Annotated in this window: 14 protein-coding genes; 13 read left to right on the top strand and 1 reads right to left on the bottom strand. The window is 41.2% G+C overall.

Translation table 11 applies throughout. The features are described from left to right. Positions 1 to 26 precede the first annotated feature (26 nt). Positions 27 to 2,315 carry an excinuclease ABC subunit UvrC gene (gene uvrC, locus HXT35_RS00890; protein ID WP_421788143.1) on the top strand — a complete coding sequence of 763 codons (2,289 nt, stop codon included), beginning with the start codon at positions 27 to 29 and terminating at the stop codon, positions 2,313 to 2,315. A 181-nt stretch (positions 2,316 to 2,496) separates the two neighbouring features. Here the strand turns inward: uvrC and HXT35_RS00885 are convergent, their stop codons facing one another. After that, positions 2,497 to 3,087 carry a hypothetical protein gene (locus HXT35_RS00885; RefSeq protein WP_004137250.1) on the bottom strand — a complete coding sequence of 197 codons (591 nt, stop codon included), beginning with the start codon at positions 3,085 to 3,087 and terminating at the stop codon, positions 2,497 to 2,499. A gap of 382 nt (positions 3,088 to 3,469) precedes the next feature. Here HXT35_RS00885 and HXT35_RS00880 point away from each other — a divergent pair, with 382 nt between their 5' ends. From HXT35_RS00880 to HXT35_RS00825, 12 genes are all read left to right on the top strand, one after another. Beyond that, entirely contained in the window at positions 3,470 to 4,600 is a 1,131-nt protein-coding gene (locus HXT35_RS00880) for a GuaB3 family IMP dehydrogenase-related protein (protein WP_421788141.1), read from the top strand. Between the two features lie 216 nt (positions 4,601 to 4,816). Next, positions 4,817 to 6,874 carry an AMP-dependent synthetase/ligase gene (locus HXT35_RS00875; protein WP_004126792.1) on the top strand — a complete coding sequence of 686 codons (2,058 nt, stop codon included), beginning with the start codon at positions 4,817 to 4,819 and terminating at the stop codon, positions 6,872 to 6,874. 66 nt (positions 6,875 to 6,940) lie between these two features. Beyond that, complete coding sequence (locus tag HXT35_RS00870) at positions 6,941 to 7,429, top strand: peptide deformylase (protein WP_004126795.1); 489 nt, start codon at positions 6,941 to 6,943, stop codon at positions 7,427 to 7,429. Positions 7,430 to 7,669: 240 nt separating this feature from the next. Further along, complete coding sequence (rpsB, locus tag HXT35_RS00865; RefSeq protein ID WP_004126798.1) at positions 7,670 to 8,488, top strand: 30S ribosomal protein S2; 819 nt, start codon at positions 7,670 to 7,672, stop codon at positions 8,486 to 8,488. 102 nt (positions 8,489 to 8,590) lie between these two features. After that, the gene (tsf, locus tag HXT35_RS00860; RefSeq protein WP_004126801.1) at positions 8,591 to 9,442 is read left to right on the top strand and encodes a translation elongation factor Ts; all 852 of its coding nucleotides are present in this window, start codon (positions 8,591 to 8,593) and stop codon (positions 9,440 to 9,442) included. A 169-nt stretch (positions 9,443 to 9,611) separates the two neighbouring features. Further along, the gene (gene pyrH, locus HXT35_RS00855) at positions 9,612 to 10,361 is read left to right on the top strand and encodes a UMP kinase (protein ID WP_004126813.1); all 750 of its coding nucleotides are present in this window, start codon (positions 9,612 to 9,614) and stop codon (positions 10,359 to 10,361) included. 19 nt (positions 10,362 to 10,380) lie between these two features. After that, positions 10,381 to 10,935, top strand: coding sequence for a ribosome recycling factor (gene frr / locus HXT35_RS00850; protein WP_004126816.1), 555 nt, complete (start codon positions 10,381 to 10,383; stop codon positions 10,933 to 10,935). Positions 10,936 to 10,985: 50 nt separating this feature from the next. Further along, positions 10,986 to 12,011: a phosphatidate cytidylyltransferase gene (locus tag HXT35_RS00845; RefSeq protein ID WP_004126819.1), complete on the top strand. Its 1,026-nt coding sequence runs from the start codon at positions 10,986 to 10,988 to the stop codon at positions 12,009 to 12,011. Between the two features lie 66 nt (positions 12,012 to 12,077). Continuing rightward, complete coding sequence (lgt, locus tag HXT35_RS00840) at positions 12,078 to 13,019, top strand: prolipoprotein diacylglyceryl transferase (RefSeq protein ID WP_421788138.1); 942 nt, start codon at positions 12,078 to 12,080, stop codon at positions 13,017 to 13,019. A 54-nt stretch (positions 13,020 to 13,073) separates the two neighbouring features. Beyond that, positions 13,074 to 13,739, top strand: coding sequence for a ribulose-phosphate 3-epimerase (gene rpe / locus HXT35_RS00835; RefSeq protein ID WP_004126825.1), 666 nt, complete (start codon positions 13,074 to 13,076; stop codon positions 13,737 to 13,739). Positions 13,740 to 13,852: 113 nt separating this feature from the next. Next, positions 13,853 to 14,458: a CDP-alcohol phosphatidyltransferase family protein gene (locus HXT35_RS00830; protein WP_421788136.1), complete on the top strand. Its 606-nt coding sequence runs from the start codon at positions 13,853 to 13,855 to the stop codon at positions 14,456 to 14,458. A gap of 15 nt (positions 14,459 to 14,473) precedes the next feature. Beyond that, positions 14,474 to 15,547, top strand: coding sequence for a DUF881 domain-containing protein (locus HXT35_RS00825; RefSeq protein ID WP_421788134.1), 1,074 nt, complete (start codon positions 14,474 to 14,476; stop codon positions 15,545 to 15,547).

Below are 15,547 nucleotides of genomic sequence, written 5' to 3'. Positions count from 1 at the left end.
TATTTTGTGCTTGAAAGGAGGTGAAAATGCAGAATAATAATCTTAATAAGAATTTGCATAAACCAGATAACTTGCAAGAATTAGATCAAATGAAAGCGAACGAAAAATGGCGAAAAACGCAATCATTTGAAGATGAACATTATCTCGAAAATTCAGAAAATTCAGAAAATTCAGAAAATGCTAGCGAAAAAGTAAATGCTTTTGGAGCTCCATTATTGGGGGATAGTCGAGACTTGTTCCGTCCAGCGGCTAAAGATATTCCAGCGCAACCTGGAGTATACAAGTGGCGTGATGCAGATGGTCGAGTAATTTATGTTGGAAAAGCAAAAAATTTGCGAAATCGTTTAGCAAATTATTTTCAGCCACTTTACCAATTGCATCCTCGCACGCAATCAATGGTACTTGCAGCTAGGAGCTTGGAGTGGACTGTTGTTGCTACAGAATTTGAGGCGCTTACTCTTGAATACACTTGGATTAAAGCTTTCGACCCGCGTTTTAATGTTGTTTTTCGAGATGATAAAACTTACCCTTATGTTGCGGTATCTGTAGGAGAAACATTTCCTAGAGTGTGGATTACTCGAAATCGTTCCGCAAGAAACGCTAGATATTTTGGACCATATGCAAAAGTTTGGCCATTGCGTCACAGCTTAGATTTGCTTATTAAAACTTTTCCTGTTAGAACATGCTCGTCTGCGGTTTTTAATAAGGCTCATAGAACAGGGAGACCATGTTTGCTCGCCTCGATTGGTAAATGTTCGGCTCCATGCGTTGGAAATATTAAACCGGATGAGCATCGTTATTTAGTTGAGCGCCTAGTTGGGGTTCTTACTGGAAGCGTAGGCTCATCTTATATTTCTCAAATAACTCGTGAAATGAAGCAAGCTAGCGAAGAGCTAGAATTTGAGCGTGCTGCTAAATTGCGTGACGAAATTTCAGTATTAAGCACTGTTTTACAACAAAATTCAGCTGTTTTTGACGACGATGTGGAAGCTGACGTATTCGGTTTTTGTACCGATGAGCTTGAAGCTTCAATTCACGCATTCTTTGTTCGTTCTGGAATGATTCGCGGCGAGCGCAATTGGTCTGTTGAGCGCAATGAGCAAATAACTGATGGTGAACTTTTAGCGGATTTAATTACGCATGTTTATGCAGAATATGAACATAATGTTTTTAATGGTAAGAATACTTCTATAAGTATTAAGAAGATTCGAGATGCTGTTAGTGATACGCAAAAAGCTACTGCAACTGATGTAATATTGCGAGCTCAAGCAACTAGAGAGCGTAGAGAGCGCCAAGAAACTACGGGGCGCGAAGATTTACTAGCTCCTATATCTCCAGTTCCGCGCGAAATAATAGTTCCAATTTCAATTCCTGAAGATCGTCAAGAAGAGCTTGAATCATGGCTTAGTAATATGCGCGGCTCTAAAGTAAGTATTAGAGTTGCGGAGCGTGGAGAAAAGCGAGCTCTTATGGAGCGTGCTAACGAAAACGCTTCTCAAGCGTTAACTCGCATAAAATCAAGTCGTATTAACAGCATAGATATTAGAACTGAAGCCATGAACGAAATTTCTAAGGCTCTTGGCATGAAGGAATCTCCTTTGCGCATTGAATGCTACGATATTTCAAATACTGTAGACGGTAGTTATCAGGTTGCTTCTATGGTTGTGTTTGAAGATGGAATTGCGCGTCCTAGCGAGTATCGTCATTTTGTTATTCGCGGAGAAAATGGTGTTGGAAAACTTGATGATTTAAGCGCAGTTTATGAAACAATTTTTAGAAGATTTAAGCATTCTGATTCGAATGTTGAATCTGAAAATTTGAATAACTCTACTGTTGTTGCAGATTCTAATCAGAATCGTCGTTTTGCCTACAAGCCGCAACTTATTATTATTGATGGCGCAAAAGAGCAAGCTAAATCTGCTAAGCGCGCAATGCTGGACGCGGGTATTAGCGGTATTACTGTTTGTGGTTTAGCTAAAAAACTTGAAGAAGTATGGCTTCCAGATGAAGATTATCCGATTATTTTGAAGCGTAGTTCAGAAGGATTGTATTTGTTGCAGCGTGCAAGGGATGAATCTCATCGTTTTGCTATTACTTACCATCGTAAGCGTAGAAGAAAAGGTGCTTTGCATTCAGCTTTTGACACTATTCCTGGAATTGGTGAAGTGTATCGTAAACGTTTGCTTTCTTCCTTTGGATCTTTAAAAGAGTTAAAGAAAGCTTCGTTAGAAGATTTACAAAAGGTTAATGGCATTGGTGAAAGTAAAGCAAAAACCATATTTGACGCTTTACATTCTGAAACAGCTGGCAGCTAGTTGTCGTAAAAATTGCGGTTTCAATAGTGATAGTTGAAAATAGTGTATAAATTGTATCAACAAAAAACTCCACCTTGTAGAAGATTCTCGCTTGATTCGCAAAATATTAATCTACAAGGGGGAGTTTTCTGTAATTTTTATTAAATACTTATGAAACATTTGTGAACTTTATTACCGTTTGCTAGCCCAAATCTGCATATGTACAAATCCATTTATTGTATTTGTGCTCCAAAACGATTGAAGCCCAGTATTCTACAGGTCCTGCAGAAATATGAACAACGCCTTCAAAATGATGAGGATTCGTTAGCATTCCATTAACAAAACTCGGCACTGCCGGCATCGCACACAATGCTGAACGTGTTTTCATATCATTCTTATATTGGAAGTAATCATCCATTAGCTTCCACATGTTATTTAATTTTGTAACACACTTTGGTGTTAGCAATTGTTTCATAGCTGTAGAAGTAGGTCTTCCTCTGGAAATATCAGAAGCAATGCAAGCTATTTGGCAAGTTCTTAATGCAATCTTAACAAGATCTTTTTCATCTTGATCGTCAAAATAGCATGTGCCAATATGGTACTCCAGTTTTTTGCGCGATAAGGCAATAGACAGTTCGCCTTCGTACACTGGTAACGATGTGCGAGCGTTAAAAACAACATGTGGCGGATGCTCATTGTTATCGTTGCTATTATTTGATGACTTGTTGTTAAGCACGTCATCATTTTCGTCATCGTTATCCATTTCATATGTATCAACTATATTAATTTTCATTTTCTCTCCTGTATCTCATCTGCTCTATGAGCCCTTAAATTTCAGTACTTGCTAAGCTCATATCCCTACAAAATCAGCAAGTTAGATAAAAGCTTACAACGCGAGTTTTCGTCTATCTGTGTAAAATGCAAAAATGTGGATAAATTACAAAATATTCGTCATTTACCTTGAAAATAAACGATTTTAAGCGTGTTGAGTTATACACATTACGGTTTTATCGGTGTGTCGTATGATTTGGATGAATATTTTGTATGCATTGTTATGCAAATTTGCTTATAAAAACCATTAAAAATTAGATTTTTCAACATCAAAAAGCTACTGATAATAGTTGTAAAACATTGCGGATAAAACTTCGTCAGCATAAGGCACTAGCCTAATAAGTATGTCTCAGGAAATTGAAATTGGTTTGGGCAAAAACGCCAGAGTTGCATATTCGCTTGACGATATTGCTATTGTTCCTTCGCGCCGTTCGCGCGACCCAAAGGCTGTATCTACTTCATGGCAGGTAGATGCTTATACCTTTGATATTCCAATTATTGCCGCTCCAATGGATTCAGTTACAAGCCCAGATACTGCAATTGCTATTGGTCAAATGGGCGGTCTTGGAGTTCTTGATTTGGAAGGATTATGGACTCGTTATGAGAATCCAGAGCCTTTGTTAAAAGAAATATCCGAGTTGCCTTGCGAGGTTGCAACGCGTCGAATTCAGGAAATTTACACTGAACCAATCAAGCCTGAATTAATTGCTAAGCGCTTGCATACTATTCGTGACGCTGGTGTTACTGTTGCTGGCGCTCTTTCTCCTCAGCGAACTCAGGAACTTTACAATACTGTTCTTGAAGCTGGTGTTGACTTGTTTGTTATTCGCGGAACTGCTGTGTCTGCTGAGCATGTTTCCACAGATCACGAGCCTCTTGATTTAAAGAAGTTTATTTACGATCTTGATGTGCCTGTTATTGTTGGAGGCTGCGCTGATTACACTTCTGCTTTGCATTTGATGCGCACTGGAGCTGCAGGTATTTTAGTTGGATTCGGCGGTGGTGCTGTGTCTGCAACTATGAACACTTTGGGAGTACAAGCACCTATGGCTACTGCTATTGCTGATGTTGCTGAAGCTCGTAGAGATTATATGGATGAGTCCGGTGGTCGATACGTGCAAATTATTGCAGATGGCGGAATGGGTAATTCTGGCAACTTTATTAAAGCTCTTGCAATGGGAGCGGATGCCGTTATGCTTGGAACTCCATTAGCTCGCGCAACGGAAGCTCCAGGCCGTGGCACTCATTGGGGTGCTGAAGCTCGTCATTTAACACTTCCACGCGGTATGCGCACTAATGTTGGAACGGTTGCTCCATTGGAAAACATTCTATTTGGTCCAAGTCACGAGGCTGACGGTACAACGAATTTTGTTGGTGCTTTGCGTCGCACAATGTCTTCTACCGGATACGTGGATGTAAAGAGCTTCCAGCGTTGCAATGTTGCGTTTAACCCATTCCATCAGGATGTTCGTTAAGTTTATTTCAGCATAACTTTGTATATAGAATATGCGGTTTAGTGCACGAATTGTGTGCTAAACCGCTGTATTTTTAGCATATTGCGAAAGTTTTTAGTATAAGCGCTTGTAAAAATTCGTTTATTTAAATATTTTGTTAGCTAATAACAATATTAATCTCTATTTTTTGTATGGCTTACAGTAGTGTCGGCATAGGAATCAAGTACAATTAATAATATGCTCCGAGAATTTTCTGTAGAAGTAATTCACCCAACTCAAGACGGTGACACCATTTACTCGCTTCTTTCTAACCGTGCTATGCGCGATCCGCAAGGTATTGTTGCGCAGTGGCAAGATGACGACACTCGCCAGTGGCATGATGTTACTGCTGCTGAAATGCTCTCCAAGGTAAGGGCTGTAGCTAAAGGTTTAATTGCTCTTGGCGTGCAGCATGGATCAAAAGTTGTTATTTATTCTGCTACATGCTACGAGTGGGGTGTTGTTGACTTTGCATGCGCTTGCATTGGTGCAGTTAGCATCCCTATTTACGAAACGGATTCTGCTTTACAAGCTGCAGACATTATTAACGAAGTTAAGCCGGTTATTGCTTTTGCTGGTGACGATTCTCATGCCCAATGCTTAGAGCGAGTTCGCCAAGATTATAAGCGCATTACTCTCAAAACCGTATTCAATTTCAAAGCAGGCGGTTTGGAAGCAGTTATTGACTTTGGTAAATCAATTAGTGAAGACGAGCTAAATCAGCGTGTTAGCGCTGTTAAGGCAGACGATTTGTCTACTATTGTTTACACTTCTGGCTCTACTGGAAAGCCAAAGGGAGCTATGCTTTCTCACCGTAACTTTACGCATATTGTTTTTGCAGGATACGATGTTCTTAGCGACATGCTTTGCAAACCAAATCGTTTACTTCTGTTCCTTCCTCTTGCGCACTGCTTTGCTAGATACATTCAATATGTTGCTATTGGCGCGCATGGTGTAATTGGTTATGTTCCTAACGCAAAACATTTACTTGCAGACTTGCGTAGTTTTAAACCAACATACTTATTAGGTGTTCCTCGAGTTTTTGAGAAAGTTTACAATGCTGCTTCTCAAAAAGCTGGTGCAGGTATTCGTGGTCGTATTTTTGCTAAAGCTGTTAAACATTTTATTCAGTGGTCTCGTGACAACGTTGATGGCAAAGCTCATTCTTTGGCTTCGCGCATGAATCACGCTATGTATATGCGCACAGTTGGTTCTTCAATACGCTCTGCTTTAGGCCCTAATCTTTCATGGCTTGCTTGCGGTGGTGCTCCAATTAATGCTGATTTAGCGCATTTCTTCAACGGTCTTGACGGCATTACCTTCATTCAAGGTTACGGTATGACTGAAACTGCAGCTCCTTGCGTAGTTAATTTTGAACACGCAAATCAGGTTGGTTCAGTTGGTCGCCCAGGTCCTGGAATCACAATTCGACTTGCTGACGATGATGAAGTGCTTATTAAAGGACCTAACGTTTTCATGGGTTACTACAATAAGCCTGAGCTTACTGCAGAAGTTATTGACGAAGATGGCTGGCTTCATTCTGGCGATCTTGGTGAAATTGATGACGAAGGCTTCCTATCGATTACTGGTCGCAAGAAAGATATTATTATTACTGCCGGAGGCAAGAATATAAGTCCTGCTCCTATGGAAAGCATTATTGCGCAATGCCCACTGGTTTCTCACGCAGTAGTGGTTGGAGATGGAAAGCCATTCGTTTCTGCATTGATTGAGCTTGACCCAGACATGGTTCGTTCATGGCTTAAGAATAAGAGCATGGATGTTGACTTATCTATGAAAGAAATTGCTAACAATGACGCTGTTCGCTCTGTTGTTCAGCAGTTTATTGATCAAGCAAATAGCACTGTTTCTAGGGCTGAATCTGTTCGTAAATTTGTTATTTTGCAAGATGAGTTCACTCAGGATGCTGGAACTTTGACTCCAAGTATGAAGATTGTTCGTCCAAAAATACTTGCACGTTACGCAGATATTATTGAAACTCAATTGTATGCTCCAAAGCCAAACACGCGTCCTTTGCCTGCAACTGTTAAGATTCTCGACAAAACTACCGAAACTGTTAAGCAGGCTCAAGAAACAGTTAAGCAAGCGCAAGAGGTTGTAACTCCTCGAGTCCGTCAAGCAATTGATCAGGCTGCAACTCATCTTAAGCATTTTGGTGAAGAAGCTTCCTCGGAATCATCTGTTTTGTCTCGCGATGATCAAGACAATAACGATAATAACGTACGCAACAACGAGTGAAATTAATTACTAATCTGCAATAGAAGATAATGTGTAATTAGTTACACTTGATTAAGGAGTTTTTGCGTGGCAATTAGAAAAATTCGTGTTGTTCCAGATCCTGTTCTTAGAACACCTTGTGACGAGATTCGTGAGATTACGCCGGCTGTTAAGCATTTGGTTGAAGATTTGTTGGAAACTGTGAACGATCCAGGTCGTGCAGGATTGTCAGCTAATCAAATTGGCGTAAGTTTACGAGCGTTCTCTTACAACATTGATGGACGTATTGGCTATATTCTAAATCCTGTTCTTGAAGATTTAAGCGGAGAACAATACGACGATGAAGGCTGCTTATCTGTGCCAGGATTGTGGTATAAAACTCGCCGATATAATCATGCTCGCGCTCGCGGTATTGATTTAAACGGTAAAACTGTTGTTCTTGAAGGCGATGGTCTTATGGCCAGAATGTTGCAGCATGAATGCGATCATTTGGACGGTCATATTTATTTAGACAGGCTAGAAAAGGACGTTCGCAAGCAAGCTATGCGTGAGCTTCGCAACAATATGCGTTCCTAACTTTGGCTGATTAAATATCGTATCTAGTATCTGATATAATTTCGCTTTGCGCGTCCATTTTGAGCATGAGTATTGTCGCGTTATATGAATGCTCGCTTTTTATTGTCTACAAGGACTCGCAAATACGCGCCATGTACGCGTCCGTTCGTGTCGGTCGGCTTGTGTTTAGACGTATGTTTAAGCCAAGTTGCATGCGAACAGACATGGCCAGGCAAGAACCGACAAGAAAGGTATATAGATATGGCACAGATTACCATGAGTGAAATGCTGAAGGCTGGTTTGCACTTCGGTCATCAGACTCGTCGCTGGAACCCAAAGATGAAGCAGTTCATTCTTACCCAGCGCAATGGTATTCATATCATCAATTTGTTCAAGTCTCTCGACATGATCGACAAGGCTTATGACTTCATCAAGCAGACTGTTGCCCACAATGGCACTGTTCTCTTCGTGGGCACTAAGAAGCAGGCTCAGGAAGCTGTACAGAATCAGGCAACTCGCGTAAACATGCCTTATGTTTGCGAGCGTTGGCTTGGCGGTATGTTGACCAATTTCCAGACCGTTTCTACTCGCGTAAAGCGTTTGAAGGAACTTGAGGAAATGGACTTCAGCGATGTTCGTGGATCCGGCTTGACCAAGAAGGAACTTTTGCTTCTCGAGCGCGAGAAGGACAAGCTTTCCAAGCAGCTCGGTGGTATTCGCAACATGAACCGCACTCCATCTGCCATGTTCGTTGTTGACATTAACAAGGAAGCTTTGGCTGTTGAAGAAGCTCATAAGCTTGGTATTCCAGTCGTGGCAATCGTTGATACCAACACTGATCCTGAAGCTGTTGAGTACCCAATTCCAGCTAACGATGATGCTATTCGTGGCGTTGAGTTGTTGACCAGCTTAATGGCTGACGCTGTAGCTGAAGGTTTGCTTGAGCATGCTGGTAAGGGCGCTAAGTCCGAAGGTAATGATGCTCAGCCAATGGCAGCTTGGGAAAAGGAATTGCTCACCAAGGAAGGCGAAGCTGAAGCTAAGCCTGCTAAGGAAGAAAATACTGAGGCAAAAGCCTAGTAAGCTAATTTGCAACCAGATTCTTAAATTAAAGCTGCAAAATCCAATTAATTATTTGCTTTTTGCAGCTTTTAAGAATCATATTGATACGAGGAGAACAAAATGGCAGCAATTACTGCAGCGTTGATTAAGCAGGTGCGTGAAGAAACTGGCGCCGGCATGATGGACGTTAAAAAAGCTCTTACTGAAGCTGAAGGCGACGTTGCCCGCGCTAAGGAAATCATCCGCGCAAAGGGTATTCAGGCCGCTGGTAAGCGCGAGGGCCGTAAGGCTCAGGAAGGCACCATCGCTTCTAAGGTTGTTAAGTCTGCTGAAGGCGAAACTGGTTATGCAGTTGAGTTGAATTCCGAAACTGACTTCGTGGCAAAGACCCCTAAGTTTGTGGAATTCTCTAACACTGTTCTTGACCATGCTGTTGAAGCTAATGCTTCTACTGCTGAAGAAGTACTTGCAGCACCAGCTGATGGCACAACTGTTAAGGAATCTGTTGAAGAAGCAGCAGCTTTGTTTGGCGAGCACGTCAAGGTTGGTCAGGTTGCTAAGGTAAGCGGTCCACACGTTGAGATTTATGCTCACAAGAAGTCCGTGGAATTGCCTCCAAGCATCGTTTCCATGATTGCTACTGACGAAGCTGGCGCAAAGGTTGCTCACGAAGCAGCTTTGCAGATTTCTGCTATGGGTGCTCAGTGGCTTCGCCGCGAGGACGTTCCAGAAGAAGTTTTGGAATCTGAGCGTCGCGTTGCAACTGAGAAGTCCTTGGCTGAAGGCAAGCCAGAGAAGATTGTTCCAAAGATTGTTGAAGGTCGTATGAACGCCTTCTTCAAGGAAACTGTTCTTCTTGAGCAGGCTTACGTAAAGGATCCATCCAAGAGCGTTGGCGACTTGTTCAAGGAAGTCGGCGGTACCGCTTTGGCATTCGCTCGTCTTGAGGTTGGTAAGGGCGCTGCTGAATAAGCATTGCTTATGCTAAGAATCTATTCTGATTCTTAAACTATTGGGCTGTGTACATTTTGTGCGCAGCCTTTTTATTTATTTGACAGTTTAATGTGTGTTAAGTGTCGCGTTTTATAGATAAAATAGCAAAGATATACTTGCATTCGCCGTGATGACTGGAGGAATCTGTATGGCAATTGCACAAGCGGAGGAAAGCAAGTCCCGTAGGGTTTTATTGAAACTTTCAGGCGAAGCATTTGGCGGCGGCGCTGTTGGCATTGATACTCATGTTATTCGAAGGATTGCTGGGGAAATCATGACTGCAGTGCTTGAAGGTGTTCAAGTGGCTATCGTTGTTGGTGGAGGTAATTTCTTTAGGGGAGCAGAGTTGCAGCAGGCTGGTATCGATCGTAGCCGTGGTGATTACATGGGTATGTTGGGTACGGTTATGAATTGTCTTGCTCTTCAAGATTTTCTTGAGCAGGCAGGGCAGGCAACTCGTGTACAAACTGCTATTACTATGGGACAGGTTGCAGAGCCTTATATTCCATTGAAAGCAATACGTCATCTTGAGAAGGGTCGCGTAGTTATTTTTGGTGCTGGTGCCGGTATGCCATACTTCTCAACAGATACTGTTTCTATTCAGCGTTCTTTGGAAATCCATTGCGATGAAGTTTTAATGGGTAAAAATGGCGTTGATGGAGTTTACAGTGCGGATCCTCGTAAAGATCCTTCTGCTCGAAAATTTGTAACATTGAACTATCAGCGTGCTCTTGTTGATGGTTTAGCTGTCATGGATGCGTCCGCACTTTCTATGGCTAGAGATAACAATCAAAAAATTCGAGTGTTCGGCTTAGAGGGTGAAGGTAACGTAACTCGTGCTCTTGTTGGCGAACCTATTGGTACATTAGTGTCTGACGCAGAACCAACATTTGCTTAAATATTACAAAGGAGAACACATGTCAGCAATTATTGATCAAGCAAAAGAGCAGATGAATAAGTCCGTGGAAGCTACTAAGGAAAATTTCATGGGTATTCGTACTGGTCGTGCTAATCCTGCTTTATTAAATGGAATTATGGTTGACTATTATGGTGCTCCAACTCCGATTAAAGCTGTAGCTTCTATTGGCGTTCCAGAGCCACGAACTCTTTCTGTTACTCCTTTTGATGCTTCTCAAGCGAATGCTGTTGAAAAAGCAATTCGTGATTCAGATTTGGGAGTTAGCCCTAACCGCGACGGCAATGTTATTCGCGTAACTATGCCAGAACTTACTGAGGAACGTCGCAAGGAATACGTTAAACTTGCTAAGAACAAGGCAGAAGAAGGCAAAGTAGCTGTACGAAATATTCGTCGTAAAGCCAAGGAATCTATTGATAAGTCTGTTAAAGATGGTGATCTTGGTGAAGATGAAGGCGATCGTTTACTTAAGGAACTTGATAAAGTAACTAAGCAGATTACTGATTCTTTGGATGTTTTGCTTGATGGTAAGCAAAAAGAAATTATGGAAGTCTGAGTTTCAACAGTTTTTCTTAGATTTTTGTAATCAATCTGAATGGGTGTCGTATGAGTCAACAAAAGCAGCATGATTTTGTAAGCGAATTAAATCAAAAGCGAGCTGACTGCGCTGCAAAAAAAGCAGATGCTACTTCTACTAATCAGGAAGAACGCGGCACCCATGAAACTTTAACAGACATAAATCGCCGAACTGGCCGCAATATGCCTCAAGCAATTGCAACAGCAGCAGTTTTGGTTGTGGCTATTGTTGCATGCTTACTTATTAGCATTGATGTTTTCGTTGTATTAATGGCTGTTTTTATGGTTCTTGCGTTGTGGGAGTTGCACGTTGATTTTGCAACTCTTGGGTTGCGTATACCGTTTGTAACTTTGTCGCTTTGCTCTCTTGTTACTATTTTCTCAACCTATTACGCAAAATGGCACGCTGTTGCGATGGCTAGCGGAATTACAGCATCATTACTTCTTACTGTAGTTTGCGCAACTCTTAGTAACACTATTTCTACTCGAACAATGCATGCTGTAGAAAAAAAGCTTAACGGCTCTAATTGCTCATCCTATGAGCATACGCTATTTACAAATATGTCTGTTTCTCTATTTGTAGTTTTGTATATTCCGCTTTTAGCTTCCTGCATTGTTCTAGCTTTAACTAATACTCGTTATGCTATTGCTCATGCTATGCTTTTAGTATTTTTGCCAGCATTAAGCGATACTGGTGGACTGTTTGCTGGTGCTTGGCTTGGTAAACATAAGCTTTCTCCGCGTATTTCCCCAAAGAAGTCTGTTGAAGGCTTGATTGGCTCTATGCTTTTTGCTGTTGTTGGAGCGTATGCAATTATTGCAGGTTTTTACGGTTCTTCTTGGTTTAATTTCTGGTGGATGCCGTTAGTTATGGGCATTTCTTCAGGTATCGTTGGTACTTTTGGTGATTTATGCGCATCTATGCTTAAGCGCGATATTGGCATTAAAGACATGGGTCATCTGCTTAAAGGACACGGTGGAGTGCTAGATCGTGTAGATTCTATTTTGCTTTGTGGTCCTGCTCTGCTTGTTCTTGTGCATCTTGCTCATTTTTAAGCATAGAATCTTGAATATTGTCAATCTTTAGAATCTCAATCTTGGGTTTAGACTAATATCGACGCCATGACAGTCTGTTTTATTCCATCACCAAGTATTTCGCAATTTTCACTTGGGCCTATCAATATAAAGTTTTATGCGCTTTCTATTCTTGCAGGCATATTGATTGCAATGTTTATTACCAATCGTCGTTGGAAGCGCATAGGTGGTGATTTTAATCAGATTCTCGATATTATTCTTCTAAGTCTTCCTATAGGCATAGTTGGTGCGCGCTTGTACCACGTAATTACAACTCCAGAAAGATTCTTTGGACCTCATGGTGATTTCTTAGAAATTTTTAGAATTTGGAACGGTGGACTTGGTATTTGGGGAGGAATATTTTTAGGTGCGATTGCTGCATGCATTTTTTGTAAGCATCGCAAATATCCTGCCGGTTTGCTTGCGGATGCTGCCGCTCCTGCAATACTTATTGCACAAGGCGTAGGTAGGCTTGGTAATTGGTTTAATCAGGAGCTTTATGGTGCTCCAACAACATTGCCTTGGGGTTTGAAATTAAACTATAATGCAACTCAAGCTATTGGTCATGCTGAGCGCTGTTACGATGGTTTAACATGCCCAGCTGGAACATTATTTCATCCAACATTTTTGTATGAAATGATTTGGAATTTCATTGGTGCAGTACTGCTTATTTGCTTTGGTAAAATGCTTATGGCCAAATTAAAAGCAGGCTCGTTATTTATGTTGTACGTTATGTGGTACACGCTTGGTCGTGTTTGGATTGAAGCTTTGCGTATTGATTTTTCGCATGTTTTCTTAGGCGTCAGAATTAACGTATGGGTTTCTATTATTGTTTTTATTTTTGCCGCAGTAGGATTCGCTTTACTTCAAAAAAGTAATACTACACGCGAAATGTTAATTGAACGTCTTATTGACATTACTTCGGATGAGCGTGAGCGCGAAGAGCAAAATGTTTCGTCAAAGAAAATACAATCTACTTCAAAAAAGTAGTATTAAGTACAGTTTTTAGCATTCTAGTCTCTTGCATTTCCTAGAATGGAACACATGAATATACAAATAGCACCTAGCATTCTTTCCGCAGATTTTTGTAATCTTGAGCGCGATCTTGACGCAATATCGAATGCGGATCTTGTTCACGTAGACGTGATGGATCATCACTTTGTACCGAACTTAACTTTGGGGGAGCCAATTGTTAAGCGTATTTGCGAAGTTACCAAGCTTCCAGTTGATGTTCATCTTATGATTGAAGATCCTGATCGTTGGGCTCCAGAATATGCTAAGCTCGGGGCTGCTTCTGTAAGCTTCCACATGGGTGCTACTCATGCTCCTGTGCGTTTAGCTCGCCAGCTTAGGGATATGGGTTGCAAAGCATGCTTTGCTGTTCGCCCTGCTGAACCAGTTGAACCTATTTTCGATATTCTTGACGAATTCGACATGGTTCTTATTATGACAGTTGAGCCAGGTTTTGGCGGCCAGAAGTTCTTGAGCAATCAGATGAATAAAGTTCGTCGTTTGCGTGATGAAATTACTCGCAGAGGACTTCAAACTCATATTCAGGTAGATGGCGGAGTTAGCCCTTCTACTGCCGCTACAGTTGCTGAAGCTGGAGCTGACGTTCTTGTGGCTGGATCTGCAGTTTATGGAGCTGAAAGCCCTGCAAAAGCTATTGAAGCTATTAGAAATACTGCTCAAGCTGCGTGGCGTGCATAGTTAGTTGGTATTGGGGCATCAAAAATGCCCCAATATTTTAAATCATTTGTAACAACTTTTTGAGCATATAAATATTTGTTCCAGTAAATGAAATATGTGATTAAGGAAGAATTATGGTTAAGTTCGTGATGAATCAGGAATACAGTCCTAAGGCGATGAATCGCGTTCTAACTGTTCCTAATCTTATTAGTTTTCTTCGCATATGCTCAATCCCATACTTAGCTTGGCTTATTACTAAGCATCATATGATTCTTGCATTGGTTGTTTTAGCTATTTCTGCTTTTTCCGATTGCATTGATGGCTATATTGCTAGGCGCTGGAATCAGGTAAGTAAATTAGGTCAAATTCTCGACCCTATAGCTGATCGCCTTCTGATTATTTTTAGTACTGTAGCGTTGGCAATTGCAAGAATAATACCGTGGTGGGCGCTTGTATTAGTGGTTCTAAGAGATGTGATTATGGCAGCTTTGGTGGTTCTTTTGGCTCAACACGATTACGGACCGTTACCGGTTAATTTTGTTGGTAAAGCTGGGACTGCTCTTATTATGTTAGCTATTGTGTCTCTTATGATTGTATATGCTGTTAACACTGAGGCCATGTTTGTACTGTATGCTGCCGCTATAGCTTGCGGAGTGTGGGGTATTGTACTTTACTGGTATGCTGGTTTGCTTTATTACAGACAAGCATATGTGCTACTTTCTGGTGCAAAATCTAAGTAAACTATGTAGGTTAATATGGCTCAAAATAGTGCATTAGATAACGCTCAGAATGATTTTGGAGAAGAGAAGTCTGCTAAGACTTCTAACTCTTCTAGCGTTTCTAGCGTTTCTAGCGTGAATATGCCTGAGTCTTTTGCAGCATCGGATGGTATTGCGTTATCTCGTCGTCGCGCACTATTCTCCAAATACTTTACAGGTCTTGAATATCACCATGTTGTTCTAACTGCAGATCGTTTTGCGCATAGTCACGATCGGCGTCGATATATTGATGATTATGCTCTTCGTTTAATTGACGACTTAACCAATCGGCCTGTTGACCCGCTATTTATGGATGCTCGTTTAGGCAAACAGCCTGTTAAACCATGGCACAAGTGGTTTACGCGTATCATTGTTTTTCTTATTTGTATTGCTATTGGGACTGTTGGTAGTCAGTTTGTTCGCAAGCTTCACACGGATCCAAGAAAAGCAATACGCTCTTCTTTAGCGAACGAGTTAGTTGGTTATACGAATCGCTTTGACAAGCTTGTTAAAGAAGTAACTCAGCTTAGAAACAGTGTTGATCATGAATCGCAGCGTATTACAACTGCCGAGGAAGATGAAGTTAGTAAATCCGACGATATGGTTAACGGTACGCATGCTGTTGAAGGAAGCGGAGTTACTTTAACTATTGCAAATCCTCTTTCTGCTCGGTCTGACACAAATAGTGGTTCATTGCCTAGGGAAAATAACGGTGCTCGTATGCGCCTTGTTACAGATAGAGATATTCAAAGACTAGTTTCAACATTGTGGGAAGCTGGAGCTGAAGCTATATCTGTTAATGGGCATAGAATTGGTGCTCAAACGTCTATTCGTATTGCTGGTCAAACAATTCTTATTGGTGTTAATCAAACACAAAGCCCTTACGTTATTGAAGCAATTGGTGACACGAATGAATTAATGCGAGCATTTAATGCAGCAAAACGTGTACGTTGGTATACTTCTTTACTTAACGCAGGTATTAATCCACAAATTTCACCTTCCAGGGTTATAAAACTAAACGCAGCTAGTACAGGTGATATTAATTTTGCTAGCGAAAGAAATAGGAGATAG

This window comes from Gardnerella sp. DNF01141 (genome assembly GCF_049244255.1).
GTDB classification, from domain to species: domain Bacteria; phylum Actinomycetota; class Actinomycetes; order Actinomycetales; family Bifidobacteriaceae; genus Bifidobacterium; species Bifidobacterium vaginale_E.
The sequence above is the reverse complement of the archived record's forward strand: the minus strand, read 5'-3'. Positions and strand labels throughout refer to the sequence as shown.

Coding starts and splice junctions, on each gene's coding strand:
- uvrC (WP_421788143.1), top strand. CDS start 27: ATGCAGAATAATAATCTTAATAAGAATTTGCATAAACCAGATAACTTG.
- HXT35_RS00885 (WP_004137250.1), bottom strand. CDS start 3,087: ATGAAAATTAATATAGTTGATACATATGAAATGGATAACGATGACGAA.
- HXT35_RS00880 (WP_421788141.1), top strand. CDS start 3,470: ATGTCTCAGGAAATTGAAATTGGTTTGGGCAAAAACGCCAGAGTTGCA.
- HXT35_RS00875 (WP_004126792.1), top strand. CDS start 4,817: ATGCTCCGAGAATTTTCTGTAGAAGTAATTCACCCAACTCAAGACGGT.
- rpsB (WP_004126798.1), top strand. CDS start 7,670: ATGGCACAGATTACCATGAGTGAAATGCTGAAGGCTGGTTTGCACTTC.
- tsf (WP_004126801.1), top strand. CDS start 8,591: ATGGCAGCAATTACTGCAGCGTTGATTAAGCAGGTGCGTGAAGAAACT.
- pyrH (WP_004126813.1), top strand. CDS start 9,612: ATGGCAATTGCACAAGCGGAGGAAAGCAAGTCCCGTAGGGTTTTATTG.
- frr (WP_004126816.1), top strand. CDS start 10,381: ATGTCAGCAATTATTGATCAAGCAAAAGAGCAGATGAATAAGTCCGTG.
- HXT35_RS00845 (WP_004126819.1), top strand. CDS start 10,986: ATGAGTCAACAAAAGCAGCATGATTTTGTAAGCGAATTAAATCAAAAG.
- lgt (WP_421788138.1), top strand. CDS start 12,078: ATGACAGTCTGTTTTATTCCATCACCAAGTATTTCGCAATTTTCACTT.
- rpe (WP_004126825.1), top strand. CDS start 13,074: ATGAATATACAAATAGCACCTAGCATTCTTTCCGCAGATTTTTGTAAT.
- HXT35_RS00830 (WP_421788136.1), top strand. CDS start 13,853: ATGGTTAAGTTCGTGATGAATCAGGAATACAGTCCTAAGGCGATGAAT.
- HXT35_RS00825 (WP_421788134.1), top strand. CDS start 14,474: ATGGCTCAAAATAGTGCATTAGATAACGCTCAGAATGATTTTGGAGAA.